The organism is Nodosilinea sp. P-1105, from assembly GCF_012911975.1.
Classification (GTDB): domain Bacteria; phylum Cyanobacteriota; class Cyanobacteriia; order Phormidesmidales; family Phormidesmidaceae; genus Nodosilinea.
The window spans coordinates 1-16,493 of sequence record NZ_SMDQ01000015.1; the positions used below are offsets into that span (position 1 = coordinate 1).

11 protein-coding genes and 2 pseudogenes are annotated in these 16,493 nt (G+C 54.1%); 1 reads left to right on the forward strand and 12 read right to left on the reverse strand.

Annotation, left to right across the window (positions count from 1 at the left end; translation table 11 throughout):
- Positions 1-79 precede the first annotated feature (79 nt).
- The 5 genes and pseudogenes from E1H13_RS08970 to E1H13_RS08990 form a co-directional block, all read right to left on the reverse strand.
- Positions 80-274, reverse strand: a pseudogene (locus E1H13_RS08970) (sodium-dependent bicarbonate transport family permease); the annotation flags it as partial.
- A 45-nt stretch (positions 275-319) separates the two neighbouring features.
- Positions 320-1,990, reverse strand: coding sequence for a transposase (locus E1H13_RS08975; protein WP_169613074.1), 1,671 nt, complete (start codon positions 1,988-1,990; stop codon positions 320-322).
- Positions 1,991-2,067: 77 nt separating this feature from the next.
- Positions 2,068-2,580: pseudogene (locus tag E1H13_RS08980) on the reverse strand (sodium-dependent bicarbonate transport family permease); the annotation flags it as partial.
- Between the two features lie 697 nt (positions 2,581-3,277).
- Positions 3,278-3,859, reverse strand: coding sequence for an SRPBCC family protein (locus E1H13_RS08985; protein WP_169613075.1), 582 nt, complete (start codon positions 3,857-3,859; stop codon positions 3,278-3,280).
- 100 nt (positions 3,860-3,959) lie between these two features.
- On the reverse strand, positions 3,960-5,330 hold the full coding sequence (locus E1H13_RS08990) for a HAMP domain-containing sensor histidine kinase (protein WP_169613076.1): 1,371 nt from the start codon (positions 5,328-5,330) through the stop codon (positions 3,960-3,962).
- Positions 5,331-5,628: 298 nt separating this feature from the next.
- Here E1H13_RS08990 and E1H13_RS08995 point away from each other — a divergent pair, with 298 nt between their 5' ends.
- Positions 5,629-7,317, forward strand: coding sequence for an ATP-binding protein (locus E1H13_RS08995; protein ID WP_169613077.1), 1,689 nt, complete (start codon positions 5,629-5,631; stop codon positions 7,315-7,317).
- A gap of 8 nt (positions 7,318-7,325) precedes the next feature.
- Here the strand turns inward: E1H13_RS08995 and E1H13_RS09000 are convergent, their stop codons facing one another.
- The 7 genes from E1H13_RS09000 to E1H13_RS09030 all read right to left on the reverse strand — a co-directional run bounded on the left by E1H13_RS09000 (position 7,326) and on the right by E1H13_RS09030 (position 16,102).
- Positions 7,326-8,693 (reverse strand): cytochrome c biogenesis protein, encoded by a 1,368-nt coding sequence (locus E1H13_RS09000; protein WP_169613078.1) that lies wholly within the window; start codon positions 8,691-8,693, stop codon positions 7,326-7,328.
- A gap of 19 nt (positions 8,694-8,712) precedes the next feature.
- Positions 8,713-9,456, reverse strand: coding sequence for a cytochrome c biogenesis protein CcdA (locus tag E1H13_RS09005; RefSeq protein ID WP_169613079.1), 744 nt, complete (start codon positions 9,454-9,456; stop codon positions 8,713-8,715).
- Positions 9,457-9,513: 57 nt separating this feature from the next.
- Positions 9,514-10,719 carry an FtsW/RodA/SpoVE family cell cycle protein gene (locus E1H13_RS09010; protein ID WP_169613080.1) on the reverse strand — a complete coding sequence of 402 codons (1,206 nt, stop codon included), beginning with the start codon at positions 10,717-10,719 and terminating at the stop codon, positions 9,514-9,516.
- Positions 10,720-11,007: 288 nt separating this feature from the next.
- Positions 11,008-11,211, reverse strand: a complete 204-nt coding sequence (locus E1H13_RS09015; protein WP_169613081.1) for a phycobilisome linker polypeptide — start codon at positions 11,209-11,211, stop codon at positions 11,008-11,010.
- Positions 11,212-11,460: 249 nt separating this feature from the next.
- On the reverse strand, positions 11,461-11,946 hold the full coding sequence (apcB, locus tag E1H13_RS09020) for an allophycocyanin subunit beta (RefSeq protein WP_169613082.1): 486 nt from the start codon (positions 11,944-11,946) through the stop codon (positions 11,461-11,463).
- Positions 11,947-12,009: 63 nt separating this feature from the next.
- Positions 12,010-12,495 carry an allophycocyanin subunit alpha gene (gene apcA, locus E1H13_RS09025; protein WP_169613083.1) on the reverse strand — a complete coding sequence of 162 codons (486 nt, stop codon included), beginning with the start codon at positions 12,493-12,495 and terminating at the stop codon, positions 12,010-12,012.
- A gap of 373 nt (positions 12,496-12,868) precedes the next feature.
- The gene (locus E1H13_RS09030) at positions 12,869-16,102 is read right to left on the reverse strand and encodes a phycobilisome rod-core linker polypeptide (protein ID WP_169613084.1); all 3,234 of its coding nucleotides are present in this window, start codon (positions 16,100-16,102) and stop codon (positions 12,869-12,871) included.
- Positions 16,103-16,493 lie beyond the last annotated feature (391 nt).

The following is a 16,493-nucleotide window of genomic DNA, read 5'->3' on the forward strand; positions in this document are numbered from 1 at the left end:
CAACTCTATTTTCAGCGAGGTTTCTATGCTCTATCCCTGATGCAGCAAGCTCTCTAGGTACGTTGTCACCCGTTAAGGTTAAAAACACGCCGGTTTTTTGCAAGTCCTTAATTCTTCTGGCGGCGACTAAACCCATATCCAGCAAAAAGAAGGTGAGCACCCCATAAAACATCTCTTGGGTAAAGGGTGATAACACTTGCCAGCCATGCTCCCCTGTGAGCATGCCGATAATCAGGCTACCCACCAACAAAAACACAGAACTATTGAGAAAGGCAACTTCTCAAAAAGTGCTGGTAGCCCACGAGCTACAGCTTGGGGTTTAGGTTGGGCTGTTTATCTGTCGCAGACCCGATGTCATCGCTCTAATCACATCGGGTAACGGCGGGATTTGCCCATCACCGCGCAGTCGAGACAGCAACAATTGCCAAAAGGATAGGCCCAACTTCCGACAGGTTTTCTTCAGTCCGACGAACGTATCTCTGGCTCGTCGTCCGGCATCAGAGCGAGTCCCCCCACTGACTTTGCGACGGGTGACGTATTCTCGAATATCCGACTCACCCGCATTGTTGTGTAACGGTACCTGAGGGAAATCGAGCATCCGCAATAGCTCAGCCTTGTGGGCTCTAAATTGGCTCAAAACCGTATTGAGCGAGGCGTGGTGCAGGAAGCAGCGACCAAAGCATTGGTCAAAGGCTTGCTCTAGGGTCTCTTTTCCGGCTGCGGTGGGCGCTTGTTGGTAAGCCTTGAGCTGCTGATAGTACTGCCATAAGCCTTGCTGCATCTCCTCAATGTTTTGCCGTTGCTGGCGGGTATTGCCTTCTAAGCGACGCAGGGCCCGCTCGGCATGCACCCAACACAACGCATGGACGAGCACATTGAACTGGGGTGCCCCGTCACTGAGTAGGATCAGGTGGCGATCCACCCCACGCTCAATCACCCCACCCAACAAGGCCGCTTCGCTCACCAGACGAACCGCTTGCGGTGTGACAATCCCTATCGAGGTGAGATACGTTTGCCACTGAACCGGATCTTGGGCCAGCACTTGAGCCGAAAAGGTCAGGTGCTGCCAATGTTTAGCCGCCAAGGAATACGATTGCAGATACTGCTGAGCATACTCGTTGAGCACATAGCAGGGGGTCTCGCCTTGCAACGTCTCTAAAAAGCTCTGACGACTCTTCCGGGTCGTGGTTCTAAAGTAGGTAAAGTACGCATTCCCGATGACGGTGCAGTACCCGTTTTTGCCCTGGTGACGCGCACCAGTGTCATCAGTGTGCACATAGCTTGCCGTCTCTAACCCGACCCGCAGCACCTGTTGCTGCTCAGCGTGGAAGCTCTCCTTGTTTTCGCTCAGCAGGTTGTGTACTTGGCCGGTTGAGATATCAATCCCCCACTCTTGCAATTGCTCATGGATCAAGGGATGGGGCACTCGGCACTGATAATGTTGGTAAAGAATGTACCCTATCAGTAGTGGGCCGTAATGGCCATGGCGGTACTCCTCAGGCAATTGGCCGACTAGCGTGGTGCCATCTTCACAAACATACTCCGCTAAGCGGAAGCGGATGTTGTGCCGCTTCAGCGTTAACTCCTGCACGTCATAGTCGCGATAGCCGTTGAACTTAGCGGTGTCCGGAATAGCACTCGGGGGGATGATCCGTTCCTCATGGATCTCAAAGCCCACCTTCTTACTCCGCTTGGCTGAGCCAGGTCGCTTACCCTTGCTCTCGCCGTCTGTCTTAGGCAAGGGCTCATTCAGCCGACTGGGACCCAACTTAGGTTTCCCTTTCAGCTTCTTTTGCGCTCTGAGTTCGGCTTCTAGCTGCTCAATCCGCTCCTGCTGTTGCCTCAGTTGCCGTTCCAGAACCTCGATGGTTTTTTGCTGCCCTTGGATGGTGGCTTGCTGCTGACGCACTAGTGCAACCCAGCGATCCACACCATCAGAGGGGGCACTGGATAGGGCATGAGTGAGGACGGGGCTGCTGCTTGATGTCATGTCTCTGTTAGACCAGATTTTGTCTCTTTTTGCAATCCCTGGAGCCTGGCTTCACCAGCGGTTATTGAGAAATTGCTGAGAAAGGCTTCTCGGAGCACCTCTGACCAGGCAAACTCCCGCTTTTGATCCACTGTAAACAGGTTCACAAGAATTAGCCCGACAATAATGGCGGGGGATTCCATCAGGGCCAGTGCTGCCACCATAAACCCATCAAAGTCGATGCCCAGCTCAGTCAAGAAGGCACTGGCCGTAATAAAGGTGACCGCACTAATGGAACCGTAAGTAGCTGCGATCGCGGCTGAATCGTAGGTATCTAGTTTGACTCGCAGAATAAAGTATGTGTACAGCGGTACCACACAAGCCATCAACATGGCTGCCAGCAGGGCAAGGACTACCTCCTGGGTTACACCACTTTTGGTCAGCTCTACCCCACCCTTAAAACCTATAGCCAGTAACAAATATAGGGAAAAGAGCTTGGGAATTGGAGCCGGAATTTCCAAATCAGATTTCACCAAAACCGCTATCATTCCTAAGAAGAAAAATAACACTGGCGGGTTCAAAATATTAGACATGATCAAATTGGCGTTCATGTCCACTTCTCCCACGGTAAGGCTAATCGAAAATTCAAAAAACTTTGCATCTCGCAAACTATTATTGACCTATTCCCCTTGATTTATCCTGTTAAATTACCCCCTGGCAACGATTTCTCTAAAATCTTTGCTAAAACAGCCAGGTTATCCAACTATGAAAATTTTTGTGATGATATTTTTGGGGGATTTAAGGCAACGTACCCATGGCAGCAGAACACCGATCCAGTACAGAAAGGCAGATGCATGTAGGGCTTTGCCCGTGCGTAGGGCGCAGCCCGCACCTAGTAGCAGGCAGAAGGCAGACAGGAAATCTCTTTCCACACAAAGGTTTGCGCTAACGGAAATAGGTGGGTTATTTCTATCTCAGAGTACCAGTGAGATGCAGCATAAGCCGAGTGCATCCCAGTTTTGCAGCCCACTCAAGAGAAGCCGCTCCGCGTCTACACCCTAAATCCCTCTCCCAGAGCGGGAGAGGGACTTTGAATCCGGCCTCCCTTCTCCCATTTTGGGAGAAGGGGCTGGGGGATGAGGGCCAACTTGCAAAAGTGAGATGCAGCATAAGCCGGCCAACCAGTCCTGATACCTGACACCCAGAATCTGACACCCTCAATAAAGGTGATCATATTTCTGACAGCCGATACCGATACCAGATGCTGCTAGCAACTTGCCAACCCAACTGGCCAGGAGATGATCGCCCTTAGGTCGCCGCAAACAGAATTGAGGTTTGGGTACCGATCGCCCGTAGGTTTTGACTTAGGTCGTGGCGAATGTGGCGTTCAATCAAGCCCACGGGCATGGCTCGGGGCGGTTGAATCAGCAGGTGATAGCTCAGCCGAGTACCTTCCCTGGCCTGGGTGGTCAACGGGTCTAACAGCCAATGTCCCTCAAACTGGCGAAAGTCCCCTTCTACCATCGAGAACCGGAGTTCCCTGGGGAAAGCTTCCACCATATCCAAAACCACCCGCGCACAGAACTTCACGTTCAGAAAACACTGAGCTCCCATTTGCTCTAGCCGAATTCCCCCATAGGGGTGAGGCAGGCGCTGACTCAGGGAAAGGTTAGGGATAAAGTTAGCTAGGTTGTCATAGTCCGTCAGCACTTGCCAGACCTGATCGGGTTTGAAAGGAAGATCGGTATAGGCTTGAATGCGCCGCTGGCGACCGGCCAACTTTTCGGTGCGTACTGCTACAGAGCCATTGGCACTTGACCAAGCACCATCTAGGATTGCCGCTGCAGGCTGCGCTTCAGAGCTGATTAGGTTGGGAGTTTTCGGCGTCATCGTCACAATGATGATAGGTTCGCAAAATGGACACAATGCCCAACACTTAGCTATACCCATGCCCAGAATACCAGCAAATCTCAGGGCTGCAAGTCGGCTCCTATGAATTTTCCCTATGGGTGGGTAAGCCCAGGGTGAAGCAGGTTTGCCAGAGCCCCTCTGGGGTGGGGTGACTAGCCACGGTGATGGTGCCACCGATTTGTTTTACCAAGCCTTTGACTAAGGCCAGCCCTGCCCCCATCCCTGGGATGCCGTTCTGGGTTGCCTTGTGCCCCCGACGGAATTTGTCGAAGATATGGGGCAATTCATTCGGTTGAATCTCGGCACCTAGATTGCTCAGGTGAATAGCCACGGACTGATCCGCCAGGCGGTTGAGGGTAAGGGTGACCGTTGATTGGGGAGAAGCATACTTACGCGCGTTCGTTAACAGTTCTTGTAAAACCCGAGTCAGGGGGGCGACAGCGGTGGTGAGGGTAACAGGGTGGGTCGGCAAGTCAAGCCTTAGGGCCAGTTGGGCGGTGGCAAATTGCCCTTGATCCTGGGCCGCCACGCTAGCCAAAAGTTGGGACAGGTTGATGGTGGTCAGTAGGGGCTGAGGCGGCTTGGTGTCGACGGTTTGCAGCAGCAGTAGATCATTAACCAGGTTAATTTCCTGGGAGCATTGTTGCTCCAAAATATCGAGATACATGGCGGCCCGTTCGGGGGTGAGGTCAGGACGGCGCAACATCCGGATGGCCAGCATCATGCTGGTTAGAGGGGTGCGCAATTCGTGGTTCAGGGTACTGAGAAAGTCTTCCTTGAGGGAATTGAGGTAAAGCCGTTGTTCGGCATGGCGCTGGGCCTGGTGCTGTAAGTGGTGCTGGTGGAGGGCGATCGCGACGGCACTAGCCACATGGGCCTTAACCGCTGGATCAAGCCGGTGGTTAAACCGGTGACGCTGGCTGAGGAGTAGCACACAGCCTTGGGTGTCAGCAGGGGCATCAATGGCGATCGCCTGAAAACTTTTGATTGGGGCCAGCCAATCCAGGGACTGGTTATTGGGCTGGAGCAGTCCGCTGATGCCATCCATCAGAGTTGATTCGACCGAGCCTGAACGGTTAGAGTCGCCATCGGGACTAGTAACCCGATGGATCAGGCCCAGGGCCAGCTGGCGCTGTACGTCAGCTTGGCTTGACGGGCTCTCAGCTTGCAAGAGCCAAACCGCCGGTGGTACCTGGTGATGCCAATAGGTATAGGTGATGATCTCAGTGGCGGGGTGATAGCTCAACAGTAAACAGGCGTCAGCTCCTAACTGACGCCCCAAGAGTTCTGAGAGGTAAGGTAATGACTCTGGATCATCCAGGGTGGCCGCTAGCCCATGCACCACCTGAGTGATCAGGGCATTCGCCTCTGGTGCCTGGGAGGCACGGGCCAGCCCCAGGTTGGCAGGGGGGCGAGCCGAGAACAGGACAGGAGGGGATTCAGATGCCATGGTCCCAGGGTGTAAGGTACGCTACTTGGCTATTGCCTAAGCCAGGGAGTTGGTCAGCTAATGGGGTGTTACCAAACTCCCTGACTACTCTTAGCGTACTCACTTCAGGCCGTAGCCGTATCCGTGATTTCGCCAATGTTTCAGCACCACTGCCGGGGTAACTCCGCATTCTTGAGGGACCAAGGCGACAGCTTTATGCTGTGAGCATAGTCGATTACCGAAAATCAACGGATCAGGACATTAGTATTAGGGTAAATTACAGACAGCACTGGACCCATCGTCAAGACCAGGTAGGCTTATGGCGCGATCTAAACGACAAACGGCAGCGACAGTGATTGGCACGGTGAAGGGGCCGGGGGAAAACGGTAATCAGTACGTCTTTATTACCGTCAATAATCGACAGGTGAAAATTGGTGAGTTTGTGTACTACACCGTGGACCTGGCCGATCTGCCCCAGGCTCAAATTCTAGGTAAAATTTCCGATCGCCGCCTAATTGACCACCTCCCCGATCGGATTTTTGCCGATCCAGATATCAACCCAGACGCGATCGCAGCTTTGGTGGGGTTTGCCCATCCCAACCCCGAAATCTATGAAGTGACTGTCGATGTGATTGGGCATTTTCACCCGGCCCTGGGGTTTATGAACCCGCGAATTGCTCCAGACCCTGGGGCCAAAGTCACCCTAGCCGATGACCAGAGCCTGCGCCAAATCATTAACAAGAAGCAACCCCAGGAAATCGGCTCGGCCCATGTGGGCTCTTTGCTGCTGCGCCCCGGTGGTCGGGTGCCAGTGGCGTTGGATGTGAAGGAACTGGTCAGCACCCACATGGCGATTTTAGCCGGTACGGGGTCAGGCAAATCTTACACGGCCGGAGTGTTGATTGAAGAGTTGCTCAGCCCCTACAACCGGGCGGCGGTGCTGATCTTTGACCCCCACGGCGAGTATGGCACCCTCACCGATATGCGGGGGCATCCCAGCTTTGTGGGGGAGGATGGCTACAGCCCAGAGGTGAGGCTACTGACCCCTGACGACATTCGCATCCGCATGTCTTCCCTCGACTACTACGATATTTTGACCCTGCTGCCGGATATGAGCGATCGCCAGCAAGCTATTCTCAACAAAGCCTTTAGCCTGCTGGGCAAGCACAAGTTTGGTGATCACCGCTGGGATGTGCAGGATCTAATTTCCGCCTGCTATGAATCTGACCGCAGCACCGATGACGAGGGCAACGAAAAAACCGGTTCTTCGGCCCCGGCCCTAGAGTGGAAGCTGGGCAAGCTAGAGCGGTCAGACTACTTTCACCGCATGGATCATCTGGCCCCCAAGGATCTGTTTACCCCCGGCCAGGTCACCGTTTTACAAATGAACGAAATTAGCCAGGAAGAGCAGCAGGTGATCTGTGCGGCGGTGCTCCGCCAAAGCTATCAGGCCCGGATCAATACAGCCAAAGAAAAGATCGCCCCAGGGGACGAAAATTACCTGCCCTACCCGGTGTTTATTTTGATTGAGGAAGCCCACCGCTTCGCCCCGGCCCACGAACCGGCCCGGTGTAAGCAGGTCTTGCGCACCATCCTCAGTGAAGGCCGTAAGTTTGGCATGGGGGTGGGGTTAATTACCCAGCGCCCGGGCAAGCTGGATTCTGACGTGCTGTCCCAATGTATGAGTCAGTTTCTGATGCGTATCGTCAACCCAGTCGACCAGGACAGCTTGAAATATGGGGTTGAAGCCGCTGGGCGTGATCTGCTGAAAGAGCTTCCGGCCCTAACGAAAGGGCAAGTGATTGTGGCTGGGGCCTGTGTCAATACCCCAGTGCTCTGTCAGGTACGCCAACGCCTGACCCAACATGGCGGCGAAACCATGAACGCCCCTGTAGAGTGGTTAGGCCATTTTCAGCAGCATCGTCAGCGCAGCCGGGCGATTGATCAAGCGGCGATCGCTAGTCCTGGCCAAAAAGCAGAAACCTTCGGCGGCATCAGCATTGAGTAGTCCGACGACTATCCTTCAGCGCTGGATGTCGGCCGTTCCAATCCCTCCAGTAGCCCCAGCAGTTCCCGTTCAAAGGCCACCTGGGCCCGGTTGGTACGCCCCCCCACATAGAGCTTGCCCTGGTGCGCTAAGGCCCACACCTGGGAGTGGGACACATAACTCATAATCACCCCTACCATTAGCAGGCCAAAGCCAGCATACACCAGGGGAATGCCAGGATCGGCCTTAATCTGAAGTCCTGTACTGCCAATCACATCCACCAGGGAGAGGGTAACCCCATTCACCTCCGTGGCCATGCCCGTGCGCACCGTCGAGACCAGTTGACCGGCGTTATCGTAGATCAGCACTGACCCTTGTAAATCTCGGGCCAGCAGAGTTACCCCTTCACTCAGATCAGGCTTGGTGGGCAACCAGGTGCCCCAAAACCGAGGTCCATCGGTATCTAGGGGTTTCATCGGCAGTTGCAGCACCGGACTATTATTCAACTTCACCTGAACGGCGGCTAGCCCCCAGTCCGCCTGATAGAGGGTGACCCCCTGGTGCCGCAGGGGCTCGTTAACGTAGATGGTCTTACGGTCTAACTCTTCCCCCGCCTGGTTTAAAACAGACAGATCCGAGTAAAACTGGTCGATATTGCCGTCAGGGGTGTAATCAATCCAAAAGCGGTTTACCCGCACCGACCAATCCGTAGGAATTTGTGATTTAGCCCAGGGGCCGGCGTCAAAAATATTGCGAATTTGAAAGGTTTCGCCACTGGGCACCATTTCCTGGGCAAAGAAGCCGGTCATCGCTCCGACAATCGCCCCCAGCAGGATGATCAACATGCTGGCATGGACGACAATCGGGCCAATGCGTCCAGCTAGACCCTTGCGACCATAAAGTTGCTGGTCTTGCTGAAACACCCGATAGCGCCGTTGTCCCAGTTGGGTGGCCAGGGTGGCTAGGGTCGCATCCGTGAGTTCGGCGCTAAGGGCCAGCTTTTGAAATTGGCGGGGCTGGGTGTAATACCGCCATCGTTGGGCCGCCCCTAGGGCGGGAAATTGCCGGGTAAAGGTGCAGGCGGTCAGGCTGGCCCCAAATACAATCAACAGGGCCAAAAACCACCAGGTGCGATACACATGGTCCAGACCGCTGACAACAATGACCTTCCAGGTTAAAAAGCCAAAAAGAGCCGGATCCTCTGGGTAGTTCTCTTGGTAGAACGCTAAGGTCTGCCCCTGCTCTAAGACGGTGCCAGCAATGCTGAAAATGGCAATAGTCAGCAAAAGCGCGATCGCCAATCTCAGATCCGCTAGCAAAGGGATTAGGTCTTGCCGTAGGTAACGCCTTAAACCCTGGACAATAGGCCAACGGTTAATCGCTTCAGAGGGAGTCATTGATATCAGTTCTCCGAGGTTAGACCAGGGTGGTAGGCAACAGCCGCGACAATAGAGAAAAGACGCCAAAACCCAGCAATAACGCGCCACTGGCGGGGGTAATCCAGCTAGACCACTGCCGTAGGGCCAAGAGTCGCTTGAGGGTGGTCGTGAAGGTGCCCGCCAGCACCAGGGGCATGACATAGCCGGTAGCATAGGCCAGCAACAGAGCTCCCCCCAATACCGGGTTTTGGCTAGCGGAAATCCAGGCCAGCAGTGTGGCCAATACTGGGGTGCTACAGGGGGAGGCCACAATGCCGAAGGTGAGCCCTAAACCATAGGCCTTCAGCCAGGGGGGCAGGTTCCAAGACTCCAGGGTAGGACCACCCGCCGTAGGCAAAGAAATGGATAGGACCCCCAGCAAATTTAGCCCCATGACAATAGCCACGAGGCTGACGACAATCGGGAGTCCTACCGCCACCTGACCATAGACAACGCCAAACAGCCCAGCCAGCAACCCTAGTAGCGCCAGTGTGGTGGCCAGGCCTAGGGCAAACCCAAATGAGCGCAGCACCGCCCCTTGACGGGTTTCGCTGTCGTAGCCCCCCATGTAGCCCACCATAATCGGTAACATCGACAACAAGCAGGGGGACAGGCTGGTGAGCAGCCCGGCCAGGGCCACAACCGACAGGCTAACCCAAGACAGATGCATGAGCTGATGATTCACCAGCTGGGTAGCCCACTGGGCCAGGTTATAGAGATAAAGCTGAACGCTTTCTAACATGGAGGGACAGGACCGTTACCAGCAATTCCCATTGTAACGATCTCGCAACCCCCTCCCTCATAAACCTGGCCGACTTGCCTGATCTATCAGCCGTAAGCGCGATCGCCCCTGTAAAGGCAGTGGCACTGGCGTCGTCTCTAGATTGATTTCCCGGGCGGCTCGCACCAGCAAGGCCGCTGCCGCCAGACTAGCCACCATCGAACTGCCGCCATAGCTCAGCATGGGAAACGGTAGCCCAGTGGTCGGCAAAACCCCAGTGGCCACCCCCATATTGAGCAGGGACTGCCCCACTAACACCACAGTTGCCCCTACCGCCACCAATTGGTGCAGGGGCTGGGTCAAGCGGAGGGCAACCACCATAGCCGTTGAGGCATAGACCGCCAACAACAGCAGTAATACCAAACAGCCCATAAAGCCGAATTCCTCAGCAAACACCGCAAAAATAAAGTCAGTGTATTGAATCGGCAGGGAATAGAGCTTTTGTTGGGAAAGGCCAAATCCCTGCCCCCATAACCCACCAGAGCCAATGGCTAGCAAACTTTGAATCAGCTGATACCCCTGATTGCCCGGATCAGCCCAAGGATTTAGAAACGACACAATCCGTTGTCGCTGGTAAGTCTTGATGCTGACACTGACCACCGCTGCCATACTCCCGCCGAGGGCGGTCATAGTGATATAGCGGTAGGGCATCCCCGATGCTAGGGCAATCAACCAAAGGGTGAGACCGCATACCGCCGCTGTACTTAAATTAGGCTGCACCAAAATTACAGCCAAGACGGTCACAAAAATACTCAGCCAGGTCAGCCGAGTACGCCATGACAGCTGGTGCCAACGACCAAATAACCTTGCCCCCTGTAGCACCAAGCAGGGCTTGATCAATTCTGAGGGCTGAATCATGAACGGACCGAGGGGTAGCCAACGGGTGGCCCCATTTACGGTTACCCCCAAGGCCGGAATCAATGTCAGACAAACCAGGCCCAAAACAATCAGCAGCACTGTACCCGACAACTTGAGCAGCTGGTCAAGGGAGGTATGCACAATCCGGTTAAACACCACTAGCCCCACCCCAACCCAAAGCATTTGGATCAGCACATAGTGCAGCCCATAGCCCCGCTCGGCAATGGAGACAGAGTAGGATGCGGAAAATAAGACCAGAAGACCGATACCCAACCAGAGAAACGTCAACCAGCGCAGCCAGCGTGCCTCCGCAGACCACTGACTAACCGTCGGATCTATCCATGGCACGATATGAGTCACGTTCACCCTGGTGTACCTCTGCAATGTCACGCCTATTGCCCATGCGGCATCGTTCCAGCCAGTGGACAAAAGTGGGCCAAGTCAATATCAAGGGTCAAGTATAGTCGAGGCGCGTCAGAACAACACATCGGATTTCTGAGGGGACAGCCGTTGCAGCACAACGACTTGTGGCGGCTATTTCAAGACAAATCGGCCAAAGCAAAAGAGGGCCCCTGGCGGTACCCTCTCCCTGTCCTGGCTGCAATTCCGCAGCTAGGGTCGATGCTGATTAATGAGTTTGTCGATTGCCCAAGGTTAAAGCAAGCCAGTATTAGCCCCTTGGCGACCTGTAGCTAGCTCGACCTTGACGATTTTACCGCCCATTTTTTGAATCCGCTGTTGCTCACTGAACCAATTGTCGTAGGGTACTAGCTTGGTAAAAAAAGTATTTTGTAGTTCCCGCTGGGTCCGAATTCTGGTTTGGCTCGGGACACAAGCCGTAATCTTAAACATGCGCATGGCAGAAAACGCTCCTACTATCTCAACGGTGGATAACAATACGATGACCCACAACCACCCTCAAAGGCCACAATGGCATCGCAGCCTGCAAGTCTCAGCTAAACACTGAAAAGCCAGAGTCCAAAGCCAATGTCACAGACCCTAGGTAGACAATACAGCCTCACCTCTTGTCTCTAACACTCGCTTCTGACCCTGGCTAACAGATACCTCGACTCAGGGCCGAAGTGGCAACCCTCACTCAGGGAGAGCCTAGCTCAAGCCAGAGGAGATGTAGTCGAAGTAAACGCCCATTTCCTTGCCAGCGTCAGCACCCACCAGGCTAGAGGTGACTTCTTTCATGGCTTGGATAGCATTAACAGTGGCACCGATGGGCACCCCTAGGGAGTTGTAGGTTTCCTTTAGGCCATTCAACACTCGCTCATCCAGGATGGAGGGATCCCCAGCCAGCATGGCGTAGGTGGCATAGCGCAGGTAGTAGTCCAAGTCGCGGATGCAGGCTGCATAGCGACGAGTGGTGTACATGTTGCCACCAGGACGGGTGATATCAGAGTACAGCAGGGACTTAGCCACAGCTTCCTTAACAATTTCAGCGGCGTTGGCGCTGATGGTGGTAGCGGCTCGAACCCGCAGTTCACCGGTCTGGAAGTAAGCCTTCAGCTTATCCAGAGAGGAGCCGTCCAGGTACTTGCCCTGCACGTCGGAAGAGTTAATAACAGAGGTAATTGCGTCTTGCATGGTGAAGCTTCCTTAGAACTGACGTAATCTCAACAACGAATCGACGGTATGGGGTAGCCTATGCTACTGCATAGCGCCGACCACATAGTCGAAGTAAGAAGCCGCTTCAGCAGCATCTTCGCTAGAGAGCAGAGAGGTAGCCACGCTCTTCATCGAACGTACGGCCTCAGCTACAGCGGGGATGGGAGTACCCAGGGAGTTGTACATCTCGCGCACGCCCACCAAACCAATTTCTTCAATCGGGGTGACATCACCAGCAACCACACCATAGGTGATTAGGCGCAGATAGTAGTCCATGTCCCGCAGGCAGGTAGCGGTCATTTCTTCACCGTAGGCATTGCCACCGGGAGAAACAATATCAGGGCGCTTTTGGAACAACTGATTGCCGGCTTCTTTAACAATCCGCTCCCGGGACTCGGTCAGCACTTGGGCGATGCGCAGACGACGCTCCCCAGAGGTTACAAACCCTTTGATGCGATCTAGTTCGCCGGGGCTGAGGTAACGAGCCTCAGCATCAGCATTCACGATTGACTTCGTGACAATACTCATTGATGGATTCCTCCGAAAAATATAACCAGATGTCTATGAAACTGGCATTCATGGTCAAATGGCTGATCTGAACGAATCACCCAGGCTCAGCCGCCTTCCCGATTTATTGTCCGGTATTGCGTAAGCCTTCTTGAAACTGACGACATATTTTGTAACAGTCTTCCTCAGGTTCTCTAGCTATTGCCCCTAAAGGGATCCGGAGTTAAATCAGCATAAAAGCAGCCACTAAATCAACCCTGACCTAGAGACTGCTTTTAATATTTTGTTACTCTGCTTGCTGCCCCTCGGCCCAGGTATCAGCCTAATGATGTCGCTAGGGCAGAGGGATACATCGCTGATCAAGCGGTCAGCGATCATAGCAAGCTAACAGGCTCTAGCTACGGCGGTAGGGCACCCCCTGTTCGCCGAAGTAGCGCAGATACTCTGCCGAGGTCACCATGGCCTTAGCCACAGCCATAATCCCCTGCTGGTCAGCCCTCGTCTGGTAAGACCGGACTTCATCGTCACTTAGATTACGTCCGAGGAGTTGCCGGGCCATGATCGCCACGAGGGTGGCGGCAGGGTAAGCCGTCACAAATCGAGTCTGATAGGCTGGCATCCCCAGTAGCTCAACAATAAAGTCGCGAACCGTCATTGCCCCTTGGCCTACTTGAGCTTCAGCGGATGGCAATCGCCAGTCGGTGGGAATGTCTCCCTCTGGCAGAACCATCACTTGGCGGTAGGCAGCCACTAACACGTCATCGATCTGGGCTGGGCTAGCTCCAGCCTGGAGCCGATACAACCGAGTCGCCCCTTGGGAAATCGGCAAAATCATCTCATCGGTCTGGGACGAACGGCCGACTGTGGCCGCCAATTTAGCATCTTTAGCCGCCTCTGTGGCAACGGCATCAGCCACTAGCGGCAGATCAGTGACCTCGTACATAGACTTGGTCGTGACAAAACTGGGCACAACCAAATCGCGGTTTTGCTTGGTTAACCGGTTATAAAGCCGCTCGGTGTTGGGGAAATTAGCCGCAGGCAAGGTGGGGAAGCGACGGTAAGGAACCGTATCTTCGCCAAAGTTTTCGGCATATTCAGGGGTAGTCAGCATGGCTTGAATAAAGCCTCGGATCCCCTCGCTGGCCAAGATCTGGTTGTATTTGCGAATCTCGACTTGATCCATCGGTGCCCGACCCAGGAAGTGCTTGGTACCAAACTCAATCACCTGGGTGTTGGGATAGGGGGCGTAAAATTCCTTGATATAGAGAGAAGAGGTTCCTAACCCTTCGATGAATTCTTTAACGGTAATTTCGCCGTTGCTCAACTTGCTTTCTAGGACGGTAAACTCACTCCTCACGATGTAAGGGGCGATATCCCGCTCAAAGATTTGGCGATAAGCCGCAGCGGTGACCAGCTTCAGGTTGGGCTTGTCAGCTAAGGAGGTGAGCTTGAACACCTTAGTCTGTTGCCGCTGGCGGTTCACCCCTTGGCTAATGCGCCTCTGCACATCGGGAATCGCCCGCTCCTCGGTGACGGTACCCAGTTCCACGAAGCGGGGTACGCTGTCGTCCTCGATTGGCACAAGACCGTTTTCTGCCAAAGAACCGGCCCGCCGACTCCGCAAAGACAATCCTTTGGGTGTCAGATAGCGCTCGTAGGGAACGGTGTCTTCTCCGAAGGCTTCGGCATACTCTTGGCTGTCTAGGATGGTGTCCACCAGAGCATAGAAGCCCCGCTTGGCGCAGATATCGAAGTAGGCGTTAGTTTCCTTGCGCCCATAGGTGGGACGTCCCAACAGCCGCCGATGGATATACTCCACCGCTTTCATCACGTACAGGGAGGTCCAATAGGTCTTACGGAAAGCCTCGGACTTAGCGATCGCCCGAATGAACTCTTTAACCGTAATATCCCCATTTTCCAGTTTGATTTCGGCCACCTTAGAGCGCTGGCCGGAATAGACTTCGCGACCAAACACCTGGCGGTAAGCGGCACTGATCAGCGCCTGGGTTGAACTTTCGGAATAACGAACGCTGGCCTGGGTATTGCCTGTGCGGGGAATTTGATCCAGCTTGAATACCTTGGCCCCCAGAGAACCAGGATTTTCGCCCCGGGCGGCCGGGTTACTGAGCTGGTTGTTGATGCCCGGCCCCCGGTGAATCAGGATGCGACGGGTATCTTTGTTAAAGAAAGCTGGGGTAGCGCTGGGGTTGCGAGTCTCTTTCGGGAAAATCGCCCCAAATTGAATTTCCAGGGGATCGTTCCCTGAACCGTAGGGATGTTGGTCGGGCAAGGGCTGCTCGTAAGCCGCAAACAGTGTAATAAACTGTGGCGTCTTACGGAAGGGAGCGCTGTAGTTAAACAGGTCGAACTGGGGTCCCCAGTTGCGGCATTCCTGAGCTTCTTGCCCTAAACCCCGTAGATAGGGAACCGTTTCTTCGCCAAAATAATCAGCGTATTCTTTCGAATCCACCAGGGTATCTACCAAGGCTGATAACCCCCCTGCAGACACGATGGCAAAATAGTCACGCACTTCTTCGCGGGAGCTAGGTGCCCGACCCAAAATGTGACGGAAAGCCAGCTCTAGGGCTCGGCTGTTGATGTATGGGTCGAAAAAGTTCTTGCGATATAGCGGCGACTTACAAAGACGGCGAATAAACTCCTTCATCGAGATTTCGCTGTTTTTCACCTTGGATTCAAGGTCAGATACGGACAGGGAGTAAGCGCGGGTGATATCCCGCTCAAACACCTGACGGTAAGCCGCTTTAACCACATCATTCTTTTCAATGGCCGACAGCCCAGGCTTCATGGCATACTTGGGCCGACGCTCAGCGGCATTGAAATAAATTTGAGGCAACTCTAAGCCCTGTAAATCAGCCGAGGGACGCTGCCGCAGCTTATTGGATGGAGTTGGAGCCTTAAACTCGGCCAGCAATACCCCAAAATACTGGGTCACAATGTCTTTAGCTTCGGCATCGCTACTGACATAACGAATGGAGGCCCGCTGCATGGTCTGCAGCGCCACCAGGGTCGCTGCAGAAGAACAGGCATTCTCAATGATTTCCCGCAGTCCGCGCACATTCACCGAGATGATATTGGGGTCACCTGCCACGATGGCGTAGGTGACATAGCGCAAAAACCAGCTCAAGTCTCGCAGAGACTTTTGCATGTTGCTGGGACCATAGCGAGAAACGTTAATGGGGCGAAACCCAGGAGGAATTGGACCTGACGGCGTAGAGTCGAACAGCCCCTTAAATAGGCCACCGCTGCTGCTGCTTTCAATAAAGGTGGCCGTCCCGAGCCGGGTCGCCTCTTGATCGTTAAGAACAGTGCCAGCACGGGTTTTTTCCATCGGCTGCTCGCTTTCTGGCCGCTCCAAGTAGGCCAGCGGCGAGCCCCCAGTAAAGATCCGATTAGCGGCCTGGGACACAATTAACTCTGAATACCGGGTCAGAGTTTCAGCAATTTGGACTCGCTTCAGGCCTGAATTGAAGAAGCCCGATAGCTCCTCAAGTTCTCCTCGACCCATGTAACGGTCTTGCTGCTCGGCCTGGGAAATCGTCGCGACCGGCAGAGTTTGATAGAGCTGGGGCCGCGCCGGTGCACTACCACCACTTGCTTTAACACTCATGCGTATTCAAAGGCTCCCTATGCGGACAATGACTGCATCAATATCAATTAAAGGCGATTCATTTGGCAGAACTCACGGCATCCCTGGAGGGCTGCAAGAGAATGTGAACCTGCGTTTTAGTAAAGCGTCCTTTAGTTAAAATCAACCCGCTCCGTTGAACCACCCGTAGGCTGACCTATGGAGGACGGGTCGTAAACTAACCTGGACTCAGAGTAAACCGTTTCAGGTCAGTAACACGGTTTGTTAAAAACTGTGTTACATCACCACTGGTAAATACCTGTGGTGATCATAGAGGATGAGCTTCCCCCTCCTGAGAATGTCGATAAGTTTTGTTACGTTTCGTGATAAATAAACCTGTGGAGCGGCCTCTGAGGAGCCGATTTGGATTGCG

What these genes read in the sequence shown, in the direction of transcription:
- E1H13_RS09000 (WP_169613078.1), bottom strand. Translation starts at nt 8,693, where the DNA reads ATGACTCCCTCTGAAGCGATTAACCGTTGGCCTATTGTCCAGGGTTTA.
- E1H13_RS08985 (WP_169613075.1), bottom strand. Translation starts at nt 3,859, where the DNA reads ATGACGCCGAAAACTCCCAACCTAATCAGCTCTGAAGCGCAGCCTGCA.
- apcB (WP_169613082.1), bottom strand. Translation starts at nt 11,946, where the DNA reads ATGCAAGACGCAATTACCTCTGTTATTAACTCTTCCGACGTGCAGGGC.
- E1H13_RS08975 (WP_169613074.1), bottom strand. Translation starts at nt 1,990, where the DNA reads ATGACATCAAGCAGCAGCCCCGTCCTCACTCATGCCCTATCCAGTGCC.
- E1H13_RS09015 (WP_169613081.1), bottom strand. Translation starts at nt 11,211, where the DNA reads ATGCGCATGTTTAAGATTACGGCTTGTGTCCCGAGCCAAACCAGAATT.
- E1H13_RS09005 (WP_169613079.1), bottom strand. Translation starts at nt 9,456, where the DNA reads ATGTTAGAAAGCGTTCAGCTTTATCTCTATAACCTGGCCCAGTGGGCT.
- apcA (WP_169613083.1), bottom strand. Translation starts at nt 12,495, where the DNA reads ATGAGTATTGTCACGAAGTCAATCGTGAATGCTGATGCTGAGGCTCGT.
- E1H13_RS08990 (WP_169613076.1), bottom strand. Translation starts at nt 5,330, where the DNA reads ATGGCATCTGAATCCCCTCCTGTCCTGTTCTCGGCTCGCCCCCCTGCC.
- E1H13_RS08995 (WP_169613077.1), top strand. Translation starts at nt 5,629, where the DNA reads ATGGCGCGATCTAAACGACAAACGGCAGCGACAGTGATTGGCACGGTG.
- E1H13_RS09030 (WP_169613084.1), bottom strand. Translation starts at nt 16,102, where the DNA reads ATGAGTGTTAAAGCAAGTGGTGGTAGTGCACCGGCGCGGCCCCAGCTC.